Origin of the sequence: Providencia sp. wls1922, from assembly GCF_009706505.1 — a bacterium.
Lineage (GTDB): Bacteria > Pseudomonadota > Gammaproteobacteria > Enterobacterales > Enterobacteriaceae > Providencia > Providencia lanzhouensis.
In genome coordinates, this window is the sequence record NZ_WLUG01000031.1 from 23,626 (window position 1) to 44,929 (window position 21,304).

Here is a 21,304-nt window from a genome sequence, read left to right on the forward strand (position 1 = left end):
AAGGTTATCCCAAGCTAACATATCGCCACCAAGGATTCGATAACAATTCTGTTAAACCGCACTTATCGGATCTCTATTGTAAATTGCAGTTTATCTGACTCCTATTTAGCCAATAAAAAAGCCCGCTTCATTCGTGCGGGCTTTTATTCACTAAATATGGTTTAGTTAACCAAAATACGCTTATTGGTTGCACCCCATAATATGGACATTTCAGTAAACAGCGCGCCGCTAATATCTTCAACCTCTTCAGCGGTTATTTCCCCTTTTCCTTGTTTACCAAAAAAGACAACCTCATCTCCTGGTTGTACATTTTTAATATCAGTAACATCGACCATCACAGTATTCATGGATGTTTTTCCAAGAACAGGCACACGTTGCCCATTGATTAAAACATGCCCAGCATTACTGAATACGCGACGGTAGCCATCCGCATAACCGACAGGAATATTTGCTAATACAGAATCACGCTTCAGTGTATAAGTTCTGTCATAACCAACGGTATTTCCTTTCGGATAGTGATTCACCGCCGCAATATTCGATTTAAATGTCATCACGCGTTTGTAGTCCTTAGTGGCAACCGTATCACCATAAAAAATACCACCAACACGCACCATATCCAACCACGATTCTGGTACGGTCAATGTTGCATAAGTATTCGCAACATGCAGAGTAACATCTTCGCGTTTCAATCCTGTCACATTCAGAACTTGTTGAGACTCTTTTTTGAATTTAGCCAGATCTTTTCGGATTTGTGCTTCATCCTCTTCAGGATAGTGAGACATAATCCCGACGATTTTTAAATTAGGTAACTGCGAGATTAGCTTAGCTTGTTGCAATCCTTCAGTATTACTGACTTCCAAACCATTTCGTGACATTCCTGCCGAGTTCAATGCAAGGTGAATCGGAATAACTTTGCCCTGTTTTGCCGCTACCGCATTTAAGCGCTGCGCCATTTCCAAGTTACCAATTAATTCTTCTACATTAAATTCAGTGGCTTGAGCCATTTCTTTTTCAGTGGCGTTACGCACTCGCATTAAACGACCTTTAAAGCCTAAATCACGAACTTGCTTCAATTCTGTGTTGCTAGTTAGCCCAATGCATTGAACATTATTTTCAATCATTACTGGGGTAACTAACGTCAGGTCATGCCCATATGCATCCCCTTTTAAAACAGCACACATTCCCGCTTTATCACCCAATAATGCTTGTACTTTCTTGATATTGTAATCCAATGCACTGTGAGAAATTTCTATCCATGCATTATTAACTAGTGCAGGTTGAATCTGTGCAGATGGGGTTTCTATGATGTTGGTTTTCGCAGGTTGCTGACATGCAGTCGCCACCAGCAGAGGAAGAAGAGCAAGATATTTCAGACGAAATGCCACGTTGTTATCCTTAGCCATGGATCAGTGAGTTTCCCCTCACCTTTATTATTATGATTACGGGGAGTGAACATATACTTTCGATGTATATAGACTACTGATAATAACAATATGAATTAATTGAACAAGCAATAATTACCAACATTTGAATAAAAAATCACTTTAAGTGAATTTATAATGAAAGTCACTCTGGAATTTCTTTTCTCATATCTTGTTTACTGCAATACAACTACCTCTAAACTGCCTCAATAATGTTTTTTACGAGGCTGCTCTCATAATCATTTTTTCTGCTTTAAATTACCTTGTTCGGGGTATGTTTTTCTTTTTGGATAATATTATTCTGGGTGCGTTTGTGTTTGGGGCTTGTGTTTTAATCCTCAGCCTTGTTGACTGTTCCGTTATCTCGTTTTTAACGCACGTTATTTTAACTAATAAGGGAAACTATGAATTGGATAATTCAAAAGATAATGAATCCTCTTACAGGAGGAGTTGGTTCCGCCTTAGCACTCAATGGTGCTATATCGCTTATCGTTCCATCTCTGATTTTAACAACCACTAATATTTATATTCTAGCGGCTATACTCAGCGTTATTTTCATCTATATCTCGATAAAATATGATTGAGTTTTTCCATCCACAAACAACACAAGCACTCAGCATATTTTACTTTACGCTTATTCTTGCTTACTTAGTTATTCACCTTATTTGGGAGCATTTTGATAAGTTTGCCGAAAATTTTTCGTTAATTCGTTTACCTCAAAAGGTGGCTGTTATCTATACCGCCGCCACCTTTGCGAGTAATTTATTTTTAATCGTGATTATGTTTAACCTAGATAACCCACTCAAAAATGATAGCGTCATGATTTTGCCGTTAAGCCTCGCAGGGCTAACTGGCCTATGCTATTCGTTAGGGGCTATTGTTCCTAGAAAGAAAGCAACTCATATTTAAAGTTCACTAATATGGACTTTAAATCATCTTTATACTGGCTGTGTCCCTATTTAAGGACGCTATGAATAAGAATGGAGTTCAATGAGTCTACGTTGAAAAAATTAAGGAAATGACAAGGTAGAAAGCAGCAACTAATCTCAAAGCAATACATTAGCAACAAAGGTAAAGAGCTAGAATGGTAATTCAATTAATGAAAAAACAAAAAGGCACCAGTAACTAACTGATGCCTTTGAATTTATCGACAACTAAACATTGTTATCAACAATAACTCTATTATTCCCACTCAATGGTCGCTGGTGGCTTGCCACTGATGTCATAAACTACGCGGGAAATGCCATTCACTTCATTGATAATGCGATTAGACACGCGACCTAAGAAGTCATATGGCAAGTGAGCCCAGTGAGCAGTCATAAAGTCGATGGTTTCAACTGCACGCAGAGAAACAACCCAGTCATACTTACGACCATCACCCATTACGCCAACAGAGCGCACTGGTAAGAATACGGTGAATGCTTGGCTAACTTTATTGTACAGATCCGCTTTGTGCAGCTCTTCGATAAAGATAGCATCTGCGCGACGTAGCAGATCACAATACTCTTTCTTCACTTCGCCCAGAACACGAACACCTAAACCTGGGCCTGGGAATGGATGACGATACAGCATATCGTATGGCAGGCCTAACTCCAGACCAATCTTACGCACTTCATCTTTGAACAGCTCTTTCAAAGGTTCAACCAGACCCAGCTTCATATCTTCCGGTAAGCCACCCACGTTATGGTGAGATTTAATAACGTGCGCTTTACCTGTTGCTGATGCCGCAGACTCGATAATATCTGGGTAAATCGTTCCTTGAGCCAACCATTTGATATTTGGCAGCTTAGACGACTCTTCATCGAACACTTCGATAAATACGTGACCAATTTTCTTACGCTTAGCTTCTGGATCTGAAATGCCAGCCAGTGCGTTCATAAAGCGGTCTTCTGCTTTCGCGTGGATGATGTTCAGGTCAAATTTACCTTGGAACATTTCCATGACTTGGTCAGCTTCATTTAAACGCAATAAACCGTTATCAACGAATACGCAGGTCAGGCGCTTACCAATCGCACGATTTAATAATAGCGCAGTAACAGAAGAATCCACACCGCCAGACAGTGCTAACAGAACATGGTCATCACCGATTTGTTCTTTCAGGCGAGCAACGGTATCTTCGATAATTGCGGCTGATGTCCACAGCGCTTCACATTGGCACAGATCCAATACGAAACGTTTTAAAATATTTAAACCTTGATGAGTGTGAGTCACTTCTGGGTGGAACTGAACACCGTAGAAACGCTTCTCAACGTCAGCCATGATGGCATATGGACAGCTTGGCGTGCTTGCAATCGTTTTGAAGCTAGACGGGATAGCGGTCACTTTATCGCCATGGCTCATCCACACATCTAAAACTGGCTTGCCATCTTCGTTCAGCGCATCTTGGATGCCGCGGAACAGGTCGCAATCTTCCAGAATTTCAACGTTCGCATAACCAAACTCACGTTCGCCAGACACTTCAACCGCACCACCTAATTGCATGGACATAGTTTGCATGCCGTAGCAGATACCTAAAACAGGGACGCCCGCATTAAATACATACTCTGGTGCACGTGGGCTATCCGCTTCTGTCGTACTTTCTGGGCCACCAGACAAGATAATCCCGTTAGGATTAAACTCTCTGATTTGCTCTTCGGTTACATCCCACGCCCACAGTTCACAGTAGACGCCAATTTCACGGATACGACGCGCAATCAGCTGAGTATACTGAGAGCCGAAATCAAGGATAAGAATGCGATGCTTATGGATATTTGTAGTCATTTGAGGAGAATTCCAGCAATTCAAGTCAAAATAAAAGGTGGTGACGCCATCAATATGGGCGCCACCCTGAAACTTTTTGATTACTGTTTTAAAAGATAATAGCACCCCGAAATGGCGTTATTATCCTAAACAATAATTACTGCCCTAAGCGATAGTTAGGAGACTCTTTAGTGATAGTCACATCATGAACGTGGCTTTCTTGAATACCTGCTCCACTGATACGCACGAATTCAGCTTTCGTTCTCAGCATATCGATAGTACCGCAGCCTGTCAGACCCATACATGAGCGTAAGCCACCCATTTGTTGGTGAATGATCTCTTTTAAGCGACCTTTGTAAGCCACGCGACCTTCGATACCTTCAGGCACCAGTTTATCTGCTGCATTATCAGATTGGAAATAACGGTCTGAAGAACCTTTAGACATTGCCCCCAGAGAACCCATGCCGCGGTATGCTTTATAGGTACGACCTTGGAACAGGATAGTTTCACCCGGAGATTCTTCGGTACCTGCAAACATGGAACCGACCATCACACACGCTGCACCTGCCGCGATAGCTTTAGAGATATCGCCAGAGAAGCGGATACCACCATCTGCAATAACAGGAATGCCAGTGCCTTCTAATGCACCCGCGGCTTCAGCAATTGCCGTGATTTGAGGTACACCCACACCAGTCACGATACGAGTCGTACAAATTGAACCTGGGCCGATCCCCACTTTCACTGCGCTAACGCCAGCGTCTGCTAACGCTTTCGCGCCTTCCGCTGTTGCAACGTTACCACCAATGATTTGCAAATCAGGGTATTTTTGGCGAGTTTCACGAATACGCTGTAAAACCCCTTCAGAATGACCGTGTGATGAGTCAATGAGCAGAACGTCAACGCCTGCTGCAACCAGTGCATCAACACGTTCTTCGTTACCTGCGCCGGCACCAACAGCCGCACCCACACGCAGACGACCTTGCTCGTCTTTACATGCGTTTGGTTTACGTTCTGCTTTTTGGAAATCTTTAACGGTGATCATACCTAACAGATGGAAGTTATCATCGATAACTAAGGCTTTCTCAACACGTTGCTCATGCATTTTTTGTAAAACGACTTCGCGTGCTTCGCCTTCTTTCACGGTGACTAAACGCTCTTTTGGCGTCATCACCGCAGTTACTGGTTGGTCTAAATCCGTCACGAAACGTACGTCACGACCTGTAATAATACCCACTAAAGAATTATCTTTAGAAACCACAGGATAACCCGCGAAACCATTACGTTCAGCCATTTCTTGCACTTCACGAATTGTGGTTTCTGGGGTAACAGTGACAGGATCAGTCACGACGCCGCTTTCATGTTTTTTCACACGACGGACTTCTTCAGCTTGGCGCTCAATGGACATGTTTTTATGGATAAATCCAATACCACCTTCTTGAGCCAGTGCGATAGCCAGATCAGATTCGGTGACAGTATCCATCGCTGCGGAGAGCATAGGAATGTTCAGGCGGATTTTTGCGGTCAGTTGAGTGGACAGATCTGCCGTGTTTGGCAGTACAGTTGAGTGTGCAGGGACGAGTAAAACATCGTCGAAAGTTAGTGCTTCTTTTTTAATGCGTAACATAGGCAATATCCCACCAGGCAGCGTTATGAAAGGTATAAAATATTGCCGCGGCATTATACACACCGTAATCGGTTGCTTCCAGCACTTTTTTCAAAAAAAACTTGATAAGTCCGTCGGCTACGTTAGTATCAGTCAATTAAGTCATTGTTTTAAAGTTTGATCTAGCTCACATGTCGACTCAACAAAATAGCGCAATTTACTCAGTCAGCAAGCTCAACCAAACGGTAAGAGAACTTCTTGATACCCAAATGGGACGAATTTGGTTAACGGCCGAAATATCCAATTTTTCGCAACCAAGTTCGGGACATTGGTACCTGACACTCAAAGATGATCGTGCCCAAGTTCGCGCGGCGATGTTCCGTGGGCAAAATACTCGCGTCACTTTCCGTCCGCAAAATGGGCAACAGGTGTTAGTCCGTGCCACTGTCACACTGTATGAGCCGCGTGGAGACTATCAGCTAATCATTGAAAGCATGCAGCCCGCTGGTGAAGGTTTATTGCAACAGCGCTTTGAGCTACTCAAACAAACCCTCAATGCCCAAGGGCTATTTGATGTTATTCACAAGCAGGCCTTACCATCTCCAGCAAAACGTGTGGGGATTATTACCTCTGCAACCGGTGCTGCCCTGCATGACATTTTAAATATCCTGCATCGCCGTGATCCATCCCTACCCGTAGTTATCTACCCGACGGCAGTTCAAGGGGATTTAGCGCCGGCACAAATCGCCAGAGCCATCGAGCTGGCAAACCTACGCAATGAATGCGACGTTCTCATTGTGGGGCGTGGAGGCGGGTCACTGGAAGATTTATGGGCATTCAACGAAGAGGTCGTAGCGCGCGCTATTTTTGCTAGCCGATTACCAATCATAAGCGCCGTTGGGCATGAAACGGATGTGACCATCGCCGATTATGTTGCCGACGTACGCGCACCTACGCCATCTGCAGCCGCAGAGCTTGTCAGTCGCAATCAAACAGAAATGCTTCGCCAATTGAAATCAGGGCAACAGCACCTAGAGATGGCGATGGATTATTATTTGGCAGCTCAGCAGCAACGTTTCGCACGTCTTCAGCACCGTTTACAGCAGCAACACCCACAATTACGCCTTGCTCGGCAACAAAATCAGCTTTCAGCCTTACGCCAAAAACTGACCAATGCCATCAGCCGCCAGCTACAATTTGCCTCCTTTACATTCGATAAAAACCAACGCCGTTTGATGCAAAATGACCTGCGCCCTCAATTGCAACGCCAACAGCGCCAATTGCAGCAAACTCAATACCATTTGCAGAATATGCTGACCCAGTTAGTGAATAACTACCGCCAGCGTTTTGCTGTTGCCTGCTCAAAAATGGAGGCTGTCAGCCCTCTTGCTACCCTCGCCCGAGGTTTCAGTATCAGCGAAACCACGGATGGCGCGGTATTAAAAAAAACCAGCCAGGTGAAATTAGGTCAACAGCTCAAAACTCGCTTAAATGATGGATGGGTTGAAAGCCAAGTTACCAATATTCAGAAGGTTCGAGCAAAAAAATCACCCAAATAGCCGTTTTTTAAAATATTCCGCGCCATCTCGAATGGCGCTATCTGCCGTTGGCATAAGGCGCGAATAATGCAAAAAGGCATGTAGCACTCCTGGATACATTTTATATTCACAAGGTATTTTATGTGATTGGAGCGTTTGAAATAATGTTGCGCTATCATCAAGTAACGGGTCATATTCCGCACTTGCAATAAAACATGGTGGAACATCTCGCGTAAGATCGTTATTGAACAAGCAATAGTAAGGTTCTTCACGGCTTCCTTGTTCGCCTAAGTATGCATTGTCATACTCTTGGAGTTCTTCTCGTCTTAGCCCATCCCATTCACCACCATATAAACGGCGGCTGCCGGAATCTTGTAAACCATATAACCCATACCACAGTAAAACTGCGCAGATATCACCACAGTAGATTCGTTTATCTCGCAACCATAACACGGTAGCAAGAGATAACATCGCGCCAGCAGAATCCCCCGCAAATCCAATGTGATGCATATTTAGCGCATATTTTTCAGCATGTTGATAATAAAACTGGCATACCGCCGTCGCTTCTTCAATCGCTTGAGGATAACGTGCTTCAGGGGAAAGTGAATAATCAATACCGATGACCGTACAGCCAGAATACAACGCTAATAAACGCATAATTCGGTCATGAGTATCAAGATTGCCGAGGATAAACCCGCCACCGTGTAGATAAAACAGTGTGGCAGGTGTATGTTCAATAGGGTGATAAATTTTCGTGACAACGTCACCTTTGACGGTTTTAACCGTCATGTTTTCAACACGAAAAAGTTCAGGTGCGTTGGCGTTCCAATAACGGCGATCTTCGTTATAAGCAATACGCTGAGCGTCATAGCTTCCATCAGTTGGCTCAGCTGGTATCTGTTGTTCATAATATTGAATAACTTTTTGCATTTCTGGCGAAATTAAATCAAGCACATTGATTTTATTGATAGTTTTCATTGCAATCTCCATACTTTTATTAGTTGATTGTAATGAATCCAAAGGGATAAACTGAGAGTCGAGTATCCAATATTGAAAAGCGTTTAGATAATAAGCCTATCAATCTTCCTTAGAAAGTAAGACTAAAAATAATACTAAACGCTTTCCGTTAGCAATTTCCTGATTAGAAGCGCACTTGACCGCCAATCATATAACTGCGCCCTCTTCCCGTTTCATTGTTTCTGCCGCGTTCTTCCATCACTGCGCCAGAGTTCGCACGGTTTAGCACGTCGGTGTAGTTTTCATTAGTGAGGTTATTAATCGCCATCATTAATTTGAAATGTTTATTGATTTCATAGTCTGCGTACAGATCAACGATAGTTGGCTGTTTTTCATACTTTTCCGTCATTGCATCCCCGTTCATGTCACCGTCAGGAATTGGACTGATACGTTTAGATGGACCCGTCCATGTCACTGTCGAGCCTACGGTCAGTTTTTCATCAAACAGGCGAACTCCCGAATCTAAAGTCACGTAATATTCAGGTAATTGAGTAAAGTCCCCTGCACTAAATACCGATGTACTGTTGATTGATACTGGTTGTTTGCCAGACTCTTTGGTGTAAGAAACCATGGAGTAAAACACGCCAGCATCGTAGTTAGCTTGCAACTCATAACCGCGCAAATTAACATCTCGAGGGTCGTTCACATACATATCAGCACGTTGAAAAATATCTGGATTTTCTTTATCCCACACATCATCGTTAATTAAGCACCAATCAAATTCTTCTTGAGAGGTTGCACGGCATAACATGAAGGATTTACTGGTAATGTAGTCTTTAATATGAGTATGGAACCACAGTGCTTTTAGGTTAAATTGGTCTCCTTCCACCACTAGGTCCGGCTTGAAACTATTAAAACCAATTTGCCAAGTTTGTGCTTTTTCCCCTTTTAAGAATGGATTCATACTCTGACCGCCATTTTGGGAGAAAAAGGCTTCTTGAGAATTTGGCGCACGCATCGAATGCGCGTAACTCACAAATGGCTGAAATTCAGGAATAATTTGTGCCGAAACTAACACTCCTGGGTTAATACCACTTTCTCGTAAATTTAACGTACTGGCTTCTTGAGGGAAGCATTTCTCAGTTTCATCACAAGCGGGTTTATACCCTTGAACGCGATAATTTAAATAATTGAGGTCGAATGTAGCAGTATAAATATCGTACTGCGCCTCAAATTGCGTATACAAGCTCGCAATATCTTGTGTGCCACTCGGCGAGAATGGGTTGTAAGTAATCGTATTTGGATCTTCTACAGGCTTTGTGATTTTTTGGTATTTGGTCTTCATTAATTTCGAACCAATCTGCCACTTAAAATCAGTGTCACCATAAGAAAAACGGCTGGTATTGGAAATATTAATACTGTCAGATTTATTCTCTGATTCGGCGTCTTTTAATGCACCACCAATTGGCTCACCTTGGAATTTTTGGGTATTAAATCCATGGCTCGCCAGCACTTCCACATCAATCAATTCGTTAATTGGCGTGTATTTATATTTAAGATAATAATCTTCACTATTAATCTTACGGCTGGTTAATTTATTTTGTAAAAATCGACCGCTGAATTCGACTTCATGGCTATCATTCGGTTTATATTTTAATTTGGTTAATTGGGATTGCGGTTTTTGTTTGAATGTCGGATCCGTTGCAAATTCATCTGTATCAAATCCATCACCATTTTTATAACTGCCTGGGATATTGTGCCCACTCACGGCAATTAAGCCGCCAAAATACCCATCACCCTCATTTAATAATGATTTTCCCGCGACAGAAACCATGCCGTTATAGCCGAGTCCATTATCTCCCCAGCTCCCTTTGCTACGTACTCCCCACAAATTATCTTTGAAAATCACATCATCAATCGATAAGGTTCGAAAGTTGGCGCTTCCCGCTAAGGCGTTAACGCTGTTGCTGCCATTCAATTGCCCCTTTTCTACCTCAACCTCCACAATAAAGTTAGGGTCAATAAGTGAACCAAAGTCATTACTCGGCTGCATACCGTGAGTGAATTTACTCGGCGATATTCCGTAATAGCTTTGTGTGACACCATCCACCATCATGTTTACGCGCCCAAAGCCACTCAGCCCGCGAATATTCACATTGATGGTGCCTTGGCTCGCATCCATTTGGGTATAGGTTCCGGGCATCGAACGGATAATCTTATCCATGGATTGCAATTTATTTTCGGTGCCGACTGCGCTATAGGCGCCTGGTTTTTCCAATGCTTTGACCAACGGCGTTTGTTTTTGCGCGCCCGACACTTTTAATTGGCTAAAATTAACCACATCATCTTTCTGTTTATTTGTCTGCTGTGTGTTTTCAGACAAAGCGAAGCCGTGGAAGCCAGCGGAAATAGTCCCAGCCACCATGATTATTATTTTATTATTCATTAAACCATTCCTGTAAACGTACTGATAAAACAGTCGCTCACATTGCAAACGCAGAATAAAAATAATGTCTGCGAATAGGATCAGCTACAGTGTTTATAAACCGTACAGCTGATCCTTAATAGCCTTATTTTTGGCTAATTATTATGGGTAACGCTATTTTAAATCTGGAAAATATTTTGCTTTATTTTCTAACATCAGAATAAAGCTATATTCTCTCGCAATATCATCCAAAGCATTAAAGCGGCCGGATTTTCCACCGTGTCCGGCATTCATATTGGTTTCTAATAACAATAAAGAATTGCCTTGTTTCAGCTCTCGCAGTTTTGCTACCCACTTTGCAGGCTCCCAATATTGTACTTGAGAATCATGCAGCCCTGTGGTGACCAAAATATGCGGGTAATGTTGGGCTTTGATATTGTCATATGGGCTATAGGCTTTAATGCGCCAGTAATCTTCCTCATTCTCTGGATTACCCCACTCATCATATTCCCCTGTAGTCAGTGGAATTGAAGGGTCAAGCATGGTCGTGACAACATCAACAAATGGCACTGCAGAAACCACACCTTCATACAGATCAGGTGCCATATTGACAACAGCGCCCATCAGTAAGCCACCTGCGCTACCGCCCATGGCATAGACATGACCTTTTTCCCCATAGCCTTGCGTCAACAAGGCATTAGTCACATCAATGAAGTCCGTAAAGGTGTTCATCTTATGGACGGTTTTACCCTGAATGTACCAATTCTTTCCTAAGTCCCCTCCACCACGAATATGGGCAATAGCATACACAAATCCGCGATCAAGCAGGGATAAGCGAGAAGAACTAAATGACGGATCGATACCATATCCATATGCACCGTAACCGTAAACCAGAAGTGGGTTTTTACCTTGTTTGAAACTATCTTTGCGATAAACTAACGAAACCGGTACTTTCACTCCATCTTGAGCAGTGATCCAAATACGTTCACTTTGATAATTCGCTTTATTGAAATCCTTCACTTCCTCTTGTTTTAATAGCTGTTTCTCTTGAGTCAGCATATTAATTTCATACACCGAGGATGGTGTTGTCATGGAGGAGTAGCCGTAGCGTAATTTATCCGTATCTGGCTCTGGGTTGTTACCAATCCACGCCATATAAGCCGGATCATCAAAGCTCACAGAATGCTCTTTGTGGGTTAACCAACTAATTTGTCGAATATTCACTAAGCCGTTTTGGCGCTCTTCAATCACCAACCAGTTATTAAATAACGCAAAATCTTCAAGGTCGACATCATCACGAGGCGCGATAAAGCTTACCCATGGTGCCGTGGCATTATCCGCAATATACAGCCCGAATAATGGATGCTGATGATTAGAGCGAATATAGAATTTGCCGTTAAAATGATCAGGGTAATATTCCACACCTGTTTTGCGAGGTTGTAGCACTATCGCATCACGTTCAGGTTGGTTTGCATCCAAAAGACGATATTCTGAGGTTTCGGTGCTGGTGATCCCAATCAGAATATAATCTTTGGAGGTGGATTTAGCTAAACTGACGAAGTAAGTATCATCTTTTTCTTCATACACCAATTTATCAGCGGATTGCGCTGTTCCATATTGGTGCTTAACCACTTGATAAGGCAATAGTGTTTGCTTGTCTTTATTAACATAAAACAGTGTGCGGTTGTCATTTGCCCACACAATATTACCGGAAGTGTTAGTTAGAACATTTTCTTGCCACTTTGCATCATCAACTTTACGGAACGAAACTGCATAATCATTACGACCTTGGCGGTCTTCAGCGATCGCTATCGTGGTGTTATCGGGGGAAATGGCTAGCGCCCCCATTCGGTAATATTCAGTACCTTCCGCACGTTGGTTACCATCAACCAAAACTGTCCATTCGCCATCACTATTAATTGGGCGTCTTTCATAAATGGAATAGTTTTTACCGGCGACAACGCGAGAACGGTATGTATAGCCATTGTAGTTGTATGGCACAGACTCATCATCTTGCTTTACGCGAGATAATAATTCGTCGTAAATTTCCTGTTTTAATGGCTCCCCCAATTCAAGCTGCTGCGTGGTGTAGGCATTTTCTTGATTCAGATATTCAAGGATCTCAGGAGCTTCACGGTTATCGTCTCTTAACCAATAATAGTTATCAACGCGTTGATCCCCATGAATAGACATAGTGTGGGGCTGTTTTTTCGCTATTGGTGCTAGCATTTTGTCCTCCGCAGCACTGCTGGCTGCATATAACCCAAGTAGTGTGACCACGCAATAAGTGGTGATTCTATTACTCATGGTTTTATTATGTATGGTTTTATGACGCATGGTGAGTCCAATCTATTTATCATTAAGAGTAAAATCAATAGGTAACCTGACTGTTATCCGCCCATTCTTAAGTATTTCTGCTGGCGGTACGGGTAACGGTGCCGCGCGAGATAACACCTGCTGCGCTTCTTTGTCTAAAGAACGTGTGCCTGATGAATTCGCTAGACTGCTATCAAGTAAAAAGCCTTGGCTATCTACCGTAAACATCACCACGGGTTTACCTACGCGATTACGCCTTCCTGCATCTTCAGGGTAACGTTTATATTTATTCAATTTTCCAAGCACCATCGCTTCCCACTCTTTTTGAAGGCTATCGAGGGCTTCGGACTGGCTATTAAGTTCCGCTGCAATTTGCTGGCTTTGGACAAGTGCCGCCGCATCGCTGGTCACTGGCGCATCGCTGGCTTTCGAATCTGTGGTTTGCACCTTCTTCACTTGCTGCTGTTCTTGTTTCTGCTTTTTCAACTCAGGCTTTGGTTTTTTCGCCGTTGTTTTCGTGAGTTGCACTTCCGCTTGCTCATTAACAGGCAGTGTGGGAATAATGGCGTCCTCTGCTTGTGCTTTATGGGATTCACTCGCCACTGCTAGCTCTTGAGTTTGACCAATGTTCACTTCCGTTAATTGTTTGGCTTGTGCTTCGATAGATAACTCCATCACCACCGAGGGCGGCGGCAGGGATTCTTCCCATCGCGCATTGTGTGTTACCCAGATAAAAAACCCCACAATGACAATATGCAGTGCCACGGCTAAAACCAGCCAGCCGCCCATTTTGGAAGTTCTACTCACATACCCACTTTCAAACGTTATTGTGCTCATATTCATCTTACGTGCTTTTACAGAGTTGCAAATGATAATTAATAACGAATGCAAATGGAAATTATTTGTAAATAAATGTGATGATTACTTCACAAAATTAACGATTTTAAATCATCATATTGCTTATCTTTGTTGATTATTTAGGCGTGTACCAAACATAATCCGCATGCAAGTTATCGATTTCCTCGCCTTGCTCCGAAATAATCAATACTTTCAATGGCTCATCTGGTGCTAAATCGAGCATATGTAACGGCACACCAATCGCTCGCGTTGCATGATAACCACCTGCAAATAACAATGCGGGAGCCGGAGCATCTAATAATCCTTGAGCCATCGCCCTATCTCTTAGTTGCTGGATCACCAGCATCTTTTTCGCTTGTTTATCATCCAACTCACCATTGTGTGAGCGTTTAATGGTTTCACTGATCAGTTCCTGAATAACAGGCTGAGTTGAATGTGTTCCTGTGATCGTAGGCGGATTGTCATAAGCCTTCAGCACAGCATCTCGATTAATATTCGCGGCTAAAACTGGGGATGGCTGAGCCAGTAAATACTTCACGAGTTCCCCATATTGCGCCCACGGCCAACCACTATTCCAATGTAAAATTTCTTGCAGTTTTTCATCTCGAATATACGGGTTCCCTTGCATCTGTTTTTGGACATTGTTAACTCGACTCTGTTGATCTGGGGTGAGCATTTCCAACAGCACCGCACCTTGAGGACGTATTTGCTGCATTTCCTGGGCGACCCATTGCTCAATTTGATGATGGTAAATATTGTCGTGTTTCTCCCCGACAATCACGCGAGGAGAGGCAGCAAGCTCTTGAATTAACTGCTGTGGAGTGATGGATTTGCCAGAATCCAAGTCAATAATTTTTCCCACTTGTGTCAATTGAGGATCTAATTGCTGAGCGGGTTTTGGTGTTTGTGAGGTACATCCTAACTGTGTGAAACTCAAAACGAAAAGCATCCCTAAACTCAACAGTGAGGTGTTTTTCGTTAAATAATTCAAAGAACGTGCTGATATCATTATCTTTTCCATATAGTGACTTTGAAGCCATTCAAAATACAGATAATGATAATCATTTTCAAATAAAAAAGACTCCCATTAACCACAATGGAAGTCTTTATGCGGAACTCGATGATTAATCAATCATTCGAGAAACTATTATAATGAAGCTAATTACAGTGGATTCGTTTGAGCTTCCACTGCGGCTAACGCCACCATGTTGACAATACGACGAACAGATGCGATTGGCGTTAAGACGTGGACAGGTTTCGCAACCCCCATCAGTACAGGACCCACAGTAACACCATCAGAACTGGTGACGCGCAGCAAGTTATAGCTAATACGCGCCGCTTCCATATTTGGCATAATCAGTAAGTTTGCTGAGCCTTTCAGTGGGCTATCTGGCATCACATCTTTACGGATTGATTCAATCAATGCCGCATCCGCATGCATTTCCCCGTCAATTTCCAAGTTTGGCTCACGCGCTTTCACTAATGCCAGTGTATCGCGCATTTTTTGTGCTGAACCACAATCTGAAGAGCCAAAGCTTGAGCGAGATAACAGCGCAACTTTAGGCTCAATACCAAATCGACGAACGGTATCCGCTGCCATTAATGTGATTTCCGCTAACTCTTCTGGTGTTGGATCTTCGTTCACATAAGTATCTGCAATAAAGGTATTACCGGTTGGTAATAACAAGGCATTCATTGCCCCTGCAGTATGTGCACCTTCACGGAAACCGAACAGGTCTTTGACGACCTGGTAGTGTTCACTGTAGCTACCGATTGAGCCACATATCATCCCATCAGCTTCACCACGTAGAACCATGATACCGCCGATAATAGTTGGGTTTGCAACTAATGCACGGCGCGCCATTTCTTGAGAAACACCACGGCGTTTCATAATTTGATAATATTCTTGCCAGTACTCTTTAAAGCGTGGGTCATTTTCATTGTTGACCACTTCAAAATCTTTACCTAGCTCAATATGCAGACCCAGTTTTTGGATACGCATTTCAATCACGCTAGGGCGACCTACCAGAATAGGGAATGCTAAACCAAGAGAAACCAGCTCTTGAGTTGCGTGTAATACGCGCTCTTCTTCCCCTTCCGCTAATACGATGCGTTTTAGCTCTTTTTTCGCTTGGGAGAAAATTGGCTTCATAAATAAGTTTGTTTTATGAACAAACTGATTCAGTTTTTCAACATACGCATCCATATCCGTGATTGGACGTGTCGCGACGCCTGATTCCATTGCTGCTTTTGCTACTGCTGGCGCAATTTTCACGATAAGGCGCGGGTCGAATGGTTTTGGAATGATATATTCAGGTCCAAAGAATAAATCTTGGTTCCCGTACGCTGAAGCGACTTCTTCACTTTGTTCCGCCAGCGCTAAGTCAGCAATAGCGTAAACGCAAGCCAGTTTCATTTCTTCGTTGATTGTCGTTGCGCCAACATCCAGCGCACCGCGGAAGATGAATGGGAAGCACAGAACGTTGTTAACTTGGTTCGGATAGTCAGAGCGCCCTGTACAGATAATGGCATCTGGGCGAACTTCTTTTGCTAATGGTGGCAGAATTTCCGGCTCAGGGTTGGCTAATGCTAAAATCAGCGGGTCTTTCGCCATGGTTTTCACCATTTCAGGTGTTAATACGCGAGGACCTGAGCAACCTAAGAAAATGTCAGCATCAGGAATAGCATCCGCTAATGTGCGCTGACCATTATCGTCAATCGCATACGCGGCTTTAGTCGCATCCATTCGTTCATCGCGACCTTTATAAATCACCCCTTTTGAATCGCAAACGGTGATATTTTCGCGCTTTAATCCTAACGCCACTAATAAGTTCATACAGGCAATCGATGCGGCACCCGCACCGGATACCACTAAACGCACATCGCCAATGTCTTTTTTAACGATACGTAGACCGTTAATCACCGCCGCAGTACAAATAATGGCGGTTCCGTGTTGGTCATCATGGAACACAGGAATATTCATGCGTTCACGTAATTTTTGTTCAATATAGAAGCACTCTGGCGCTTTAATATCTTCGAGGTTGATACCGCCGAATGTAGGTTCCAGCGACGCGATGATATCAATCAGCTTATCAGGATCGGTTTCATCGACTTCAATATCGAAAACATCAATACCCGAGAATTTCTTAAATAGCACCCCTTTCCCTTCCATGACAGGCTTACCTGCCAATGCACCGATATTCCCTAATCCTAGTACCGCAGTACCGTTAGAGATAACCCCCACAAGGTTACCTTTCGCTGTATAACGGTATGCTTTTAGTGGTTCTTCTGCGATTTCTAGGCAAGGTACCGCTACGCCAGGAGAATAAGCTAAGGCTAGGTCACGTTGAGTGGTTAACGGTTTGGTTGGTGTTACAGTAATTTTCCCAGGATGAGGAAACTCATGAAAATCGAGAGCACTTTGTTTTAATTTATCATCCATCATCAAGTCCTTTCAAAATTTGGTAAGGTAAGAGCCATCACAGTATAAACACATCTTGTTAGCAAATCATGATCACGTCTATGATTTCCAGAAAAATCTTTCAGTTACAAGAAATTTACACAGATTTGCCACAAAAATACAATGGCGAATTTATAGACATACATAATATTGTTATTATTTTTATTCATATCATTTTTTAAATCACTTTAATTTTTTTCAATCTTAGTTATTATTTTTTTGAAATTAATGTATTATTCTAAAGCTCGTTTCTTTTTAGCCTTAATATATCCAGCTCCATAATATTCGCTCCCATTATTCATGCTTTTATGCGGCTAATTAATTCATCAATTAAGAATAATGATTTCATGTAATCTTAAATATATTATATTTTAACTATATCAATTCTAGTTAATCTAATAAGTTGTCAGACATAAAAAAGGAACCCACTATGTCTAATCACACGGTTATGATTATCGATGAACACCCTATCTTTCGTTTTGGACTGTCTCATTTATTAAAATCAAAAGCTGACTTTGACGTAACGGCAGAAGTTTCAAATAGTAAAGAAGCGCTGAATATCGCCACCAGCAAACAACCCAACATGATACTGATAGATACTATTCTTCATGGTAATAAAACATTCGAAACGATTCGATTACTACGTAAGCATTGCGCTAATAGTTATTTGCTGGTTCTTTCGCTCTCAACGATGAAGACTGATATCTACGCCGCTATCGATGCCGGTGCCCAAGGTTATTTATTAAAAAATAGCGAACTCGATATGTTGCTTAATAGTATGAAAAAAGCGATGGATGGACACCATGTATTTAGCGAAAAAGTTTATCAGCATCTGATTACTCGGCATCAATCTAAAGATCCACTCTCCACATTAACTCGCCGTGAATGCGAAATATTGCACGAAATGGCGGCAGGGTTAAAGAACAGAGAAATCTCTCAACTATTATTTATTTCTGAAGAAACCGTTAAAGTTCACATTCGAAATGTTTTAAAGAAATTACGAGTCCGATCTCGTTTAGAAGCCAGCTTAATATACATGCGTTCAAAATAATTTAATCTGATTTAATTTAATTAACGTAAGTTGCCTAAATTAATTATTTTATTATTTATATATAAAATTATGAATATTAACTCTGCCTTAGTTATTATTAAATCGCTTATTAGATTAATAAATCTTTTCGATTCAAAGGGGTAGACCATAATTGTATTTTCCCGCATTATGTATGGCATACATTGTTCGCCATCAGAGGAAAATCATATGTCCAACACCCCTGCATCCCCTTATATCATGTACGGAATTAAAAACTGCGATACCATTAAGAAAGCTCGCCGTTACTTAGACGATAACGCAGTCAGCTACCAATTCCATGATTACCGCGTTGATGGCATCACTGATGAACTCCTCTCTACATTTTTGCAACACATCGATTGGGAAACCTTGGTAAATAAACGAGGTACAACTTGGCGTAAGCTCAGTGATGAAGAGAAAAATGCAGTTGTTGATGCTGATAGCGCGAAAAAAGTCTTACTGGCTGAACCTGCGATGATCAAGCGCCCTGTTCTTGTTTCCGCTAATGGTCATTATCTTGTCGGGTTTAACACCGACGACTACAAAAAATTCACAAAATAAAGGTGACTCAATGAATTGCCCTGTCATTGAACTTGCAAAACAACTTATCGCCCGCCCCTCTATCAGCCCAGATGACCAAGGTTGCCAAGATTTACTCATCGAACGTTTGAATAAAATCGGCTTTACGGTAGAAAAAATGCCATTTGGGGATACTCTCAATTTTTGGGCTCACCGTGGTGATAATGGCAAAACTCTCGCCTTTGCGGGTCATACCGATGTCGTCCCTGCTGGGGATCACAGTAAATGGCAAACTCCGCCATTTACGCCAACAATTATCAATCAACATTTATATGGTCGTGGTGCTGCCGACATGAAAGGCTCTATTGCCGCCATGGTCGTTGCCGCTGAGCGCTTTGTAGAAAAACACCCAGCTCATACTGGTCGTCTCGCGTTTTTGATTACCTCCGATGAGGAAGCTAAAGCGACCCACGGAACCGTAAAAGTGGTAGAGACGTTACAAGCCCGTCATGAGCCAGTCGATTACTGCTTAGTAGGGGAACCATCCAGCCAGTCTGCGCTTGGTGACATCATTAAGAATGGTCGTCGCGGCTCTATCACCGCTCACTTAACTATTTTGGGCACCCAAGGGCACGTTGCCTATCCACATCTGGCGGATAACCCAGTACATCGTGCAACTGGCTTTCTGCAAGAGTTAGTCTCCACTAAATGGGACGATGGCAACCAATATTTCCCAGCTACCAGCATGCAAATAGCCAATATCAATGCAGGTACAGGCGCCGATAACGTCATTCCTGGTGAACTAAAAGTACAATTTAATTTCCGTTTTAGCACCGAACTGACAGATACCGTGATCCGCGAACGTGTAGTTGGCATGTTAGAGCGCCATGGGCTGAATTATCATTTAGATTGGTTCTTATCAGGTCAGCCATTCTTGACGGGCGACAGTGAATTAGTAAGTGCAACAGTACAAGCGATCCAAGAAGTCACAGGGCGCGCAACCACCTTATCTACCAGCGGCGGCACCTCTGACGGGCGTTTTATCGCCCAAATGGGTACCCATGTTATCGAGCTAGGTCCATTGAATGCGACAATCCATAAAGTGGATGAGTGCGTTAGCGTCGATGATTTACAACAGCTCGCCGTGATCTACGAACGTATCATGGAGCTACTATTACTATGACTCTCTCCATCGAGATGTTAACAGGGCACTCAACCGACCATTTAGTGACTTTGGGCGGTAATCACCGCCTACAGTTTAATACCACTAAAGCATTCCTTGCCATGCAGCAAGTGGCGGCACGCGCCGGGTTTAAACTACAATCCGCCAGTGCTTTTCGTGATTTTGCTCGTCAGCAGATCATTTGGAATGAAAAATTTGCTGGTAAGCGCCCTGTTCTTGATACCCACAGTCAGCCGTTAGATATTTCAACATTATCTGAAGGGGAATTATGTGAGGCAATCTTGCATTGGTCTGCGCTACCAGGGGCTAGCCGCCACCACTGGGGTACAGAGATTGATGTTTACGACCCGCTACGCATTCCTGCTGGACAAACTTTGCAACTAGAACCGTGGGAATATCAAGAAGAGGGATATTTTGCTGAGCTTAATCACTGGTTAACCGACAATATGGCGACCTTTGATTTTTACCGCCCTTTCACCGCAACTAATGCAGGTGTAGCGGAAGAACCTTGGCACATTAGTTATTGGCCGTTGTCTCATGAAGCTGAGCAGCTATTAACGCCAGGAATTGTTAGGCAGGTACTAACCGAGGAAGATATCAGTGGAAAAACCTGGTTATTAGATAACCTTGAGTATGTTTTCAACCGCTATATTAAAGTGCCTGAATGATTTATCTGTCACTCAGTCTCTTGCTGAGTGACAACTTTCCTTATTACGAACCTTCGTTATTCTGATCCGAATTTGACACATCCACGACAGGCAAGCGGTACATAAAAATCAGTAACCAACACATCCCTAAAAATAACCCAATTTTTAGCCAGCCATAGCTGACCACCCAAATCGAAAAAGCAAACGTAATAACAATTAATGTCATGGCTTTCGGTTTTACACCTTTTGGTAGCGCGCGATGCGTTTGCCAGTGACGTAAATACCCGCCGAACCATGAACGATATAGCAACCAGTTATGAAAGCGTGGTGAGGAACGCGAAAAACACCATGCCGCTAATAATAAAAAACAGGTCGTTGGCATGACGGGTAAAATAGCGCCAAGAAAAGCTAAGCCAACAGCAATCCATCCTACTGTAATGAATATGATTTTCTTTATATTCACTCAGGCTCTCCCGTTACAACAAAAAACATGGTTAAATGACCCCACTAAAACCTACCAACTGCGTCATGTGGGCAGGGCTACACATTATTATGATTAAAATAAGAAG

At 42.7% G+C, this 21,304-nt stretch carries 16 protein-coding genes; 6 read left to right on the forward strand and 10 right to left on the reverse strand.

Annotated elements, in window-relative coordinates:
* Positions 1-161 precede the first annotated feature (161 nt).
* On the reverse strand, positions 162-1,385 hold the full coding sequence (gene alr / locus GKR71_RS01645) for an alanine racemase (protein ID WP_036953439.1): 1,224 nt from the start codon (positions 1,383-1,385) through the stop codon (positions 162-164).
* A gap of 612 nt (positions 1,386-1,997) precedes the next feature.
* Here alr and GKR71_RS01650 point away from each other — a divergent pair.
* Complete coding sequence (locus GKR71_RS01650; protein ID WP_036953354.1) at positions 1,998-2,330, forward strand: hypothetical protein; 333 nt, start codon at positions 1,998-2,000, stop codon at positions 2,328-2,330.
* Between the two features lie 273 nt (positions 2,331-2,603).
* Here the strand turns inward: GKR71_RS01650 and guaA are convergent, their stop codons facing one another.
* Both guaA and guaB read right to left on the reverse strand, forming a co-directional pair.
* The gene (guaA, locus tag GKR71_RS01655; RefSeq protein ID WP_036953431.1) at positions 2,604-4,181 is read right to left on the reverse strand and encodes a glutamine-hydrolyzing GMP synthase; all 1,578 of its coding nucleotides are present in this window, start codon (positions 4,179-4,181) and stop codon (positions 2,604-2,606) included.
* Between the two features lie 136 nt (positions 4,182-4,317).
* A complete protein-coding gene (gene guaB, locus GKR71_RS01660; RefSeq protein WP_036953269.1) occupies positions 4,318-5,784 on the reverse strand; it encodes an IMP dehydrogenase in 1,467 nt (488 codons plus the stop codon).
* Between the two features lie 170 nt (positions 5,785-5,954).
* Between guaB and xseA the strand changes: the two genes are divergently transcribed.
* A complete protein-coding gene (xseA, locus tag GKR71_RS01670) occupies positions 5,955-7,322 on the forward strand; it encodes an exodeoxyribonuclease VII large subunit (RefSeq protein ID WP_036953267.1) in 1,368 nt (455 codons plus the stop codon).
* Here xseA and aes read toward each other — a convergent pair.
* The 6 genes from aes to maeB all read right to left on the reverse strand — a co-directional run bounded on the left by aes (position 7,311) and on the right by maeB (position 17,299).
* Positions 7,311-8,279: an acetyl esterase gene (gene aes, locus GKR71_RS01675; RefSeq protein ID WP_154633865.1), complete on the reverse strand. Its 969-nt coding sequence runs from the start codon at positions 8,277-8,279 to the stop codon at positions 7,311-7,313. The genes xseA and aes overlap by 12 nt on opposite strands.
* A 163-nt stretch (positions 8,280-8,442) precedes the next feature.
* Positions 8,443-10,704, reverse strand: coding sequence for a TonB-dependent receptor domain-containing protein (locus tag GKR71_RS01680; RefSeq protein WP_036953263.1), 2,262 nt, complete (start codon positions 10,702-10,704; stop codon positions 8,443-8,445).
* 153 nt (positions 10,705-10,857) lie between these two features.
* Positions 10,858-12,990: a S9 family peptidase gene (locus tag GKR71_RS01685; protein WP_154633873.1), complete on the reverse strand. Its 2,133-nt coding sequence runs from the start codon at positions 12,988-12,990 to the stop codon at positions 10,858-10,860.
* Between the two features lie 42 nt (positions 12,991-13,032).
* The gene (locus GKR71_RS01690; protein ID WP_320205277.1) at positions 13,033-13,806 is read right to left on the reverse strand and encodes an energy transducer TonB; all 774 of its coding nucleotides are present in this window, start codon (positions 13,804-13,806) and stop codon (positions 13,033-13,035) included.
* A 166-nt stretch (positions 13,807-13,972) separates the two neighbouring features.
* Positions 13,973-14,866 (reverse strand): ChaN family lipoprotein, encoded by an 894-nt coding sequence (locus GKR71_RS01695; protein WP_230085001.1) that lies wholly within the window; start codon positions 14,864-14,866, stop codon positions 13,973-13,975.
* 153 nt (positions 14,867-15,019) lie between these two features.
* Positions 15,020-17,299 (reverse strand): NADP-dependent oxaloacetate-decarboxylating malate dehydrogenase, encoded by a 2,280-nt coding sequence (maeB, locus tag GKR71_RS01700; RefSeq protein WP_036953259.1) that lies wholly within the window; start codon positions 17,297-17,299, stop codon positions 15,020-15,022.
* A 448-nt stretch (positions 17,300-17,747) separates the two neighbouring features.
* Between maeB and GKR71_RS01705 the strand changes: the two genes are divergently transcribed.
* The 4 genes from GKR71_RS01705 to GKR71_RS01720 all read left to right on the forward strand — a co-directional run bounded on the left by GKR71_RS01705 (position 17,748) and on the right by GKR71_RS01720 (position 20,756).
* Positions 17,748-18,368 carry a LuxR C-terminal-related transcriptional regulator gene (locus tag GKR71_RS01705; RefSeq protein ID WP_036953257.1) on the forward strand — a complete coding sequence of 207 codons (621 nt, stop codon included), beginning with the start codon at positions 17,748-17,750 and terminating at the stop codon, positions 18,366-18,368.
* Between the two features lie 207 nt (positions 18,369-18,575).
* Entirely contained in the window at positions 18,576-18,947 is a 372-nt protein-coding gene (locus GKR71_RS01710) for an ArsC family reductase (RefSeq protein ID WP_108478044.1), read from the forward strand.
* Positions 18,948-18,957: 10 nt separating this feature from the next.
* A complete protein-coding gene (gene dapE / locus GKR71_RS01715; protein WP_036953255.1) occupies positions 18,958-20,088 on the forward strand; it encodes a succinyl-diaminopimelate desuccinylase in 1,131 nt (376 codons plus the stop codon).
* Positions 20,085-20,756, forward strand: coding sequence for a M15 family metallopeptidase (locus GKR71_RS01720; RefSeq protein WP_154633867.1), 672 nt, complete (start codon positions 20,085-20,087; stop codon positions 20,754-20,756). The genes dapE and GKR71_RS01720 overlap by 4 nt, the downstream gene beginning before the upstream one ends.
* A 43-nt stretch (positions 20,757-20,799) precedes the next feature.
* Here GKR71_RS01720 and GKR71_RS01725 read toward each other — a convergent pair whose 3' ends face one another.
* Positions 20,800-21,192, reverse strand: coding sequence for a DUF454 family protein (locus tag GKR71_RS01725; RefSeq protein ID WP_036953425.1), 393 nt, complete (start codon positions 21,190-21,192; stop codon positions 20,800-20,802).
* Between the last annotated feature and the right edge of the window lie 112 nt (positions 21,193-21,304).

Bases quoted from the DNA above. Each gene is read 5' to 3' on its own strand.
- dapE (WP_036953255.1), top strand. From the start codon at position 18,958: ATGAATTGCCCTGTCATTGAACTTGCAAAACAACTTATCGCCCGCCCC.
- GKR71_RS01710 (WP_108478044.1), top strand. From the start codon at position 18,576: ATGTCCAACACCCCTGCATCCCCTTATATCATGTACGGAATTAAAAAC.
- aes (WP_154633865.1), bottom strand. From the start codon at position 8,279: ATGAAAACTATCAATAAAATCAATGTGCTTGATTTAATTTCGCCAGAA.
- GKR71_RS01680 (WP_036953263.1), bottom strand. From the start codon at position 10,704: ATGAATAATAAAATAATAATCATGGTGGCTGGGACTATTTCCGCTGGC.
- GKR71_RS01695 (WP_230085001.1), bottom strand. From the start codon at position 14,866: ATGATATCAGCACGTTCTTTGAATTATTTAACGAAAAACACCTCACTG.
- GKR71_RS01720 (WP_154633867.1), top strand. From the start codon at position 20,085: ATGACTCTCTCCATCGAGATGTTAACAGGGCACTCAACCGACCATTTA.
- GKR71_RS01705 (WP_036953257.1), top strand. From the start codon at position 17,748: ATGTCTAATCACACGGTTATGATTATCGATGAACACCCTATCTTTCGT.
- GKR71_RS01685 (WP_154633873.1), bottom strand. From the start codon at position 12,990: ATGAGTAATAGAATCACCACTTATTGCGTGGTCACACTACTTGGGTTA.
- xseA (WP_036953267.1), top strand. From the start codon at position 5,955: ATGTCGACTCAACAAAATAGCGCAATTTACTCAGTCAGCAAGCTCAAC.
- GKR71_RS01650 (WP_036953354.1), top strand. From the start codon at position 1,998: ATGATTGAGTTTTTCCATCCACAAACAACACAAGCACTCAGCATATTT.
- guaB (WP_036953269.1), bottom strand. From the start codon at position 5,784: ATGTTACGCATTAAAAAAGAAGCACTAACTTTCGACGATGTTTTACTC.
- guaA (WP_036953431.1), bottom strand. From the start codon at position 4,181: ATGACTACAAATATCCATAAGCATCGCATTCTTATCCTTGATTTCGGC.
- maeB (WP_036953259.1), bottom strand. From the start codon at position 17,299: ATGGATGATAAATTAAAACAAAGTGCTCTCGATTTTCATGAGTTTCCT.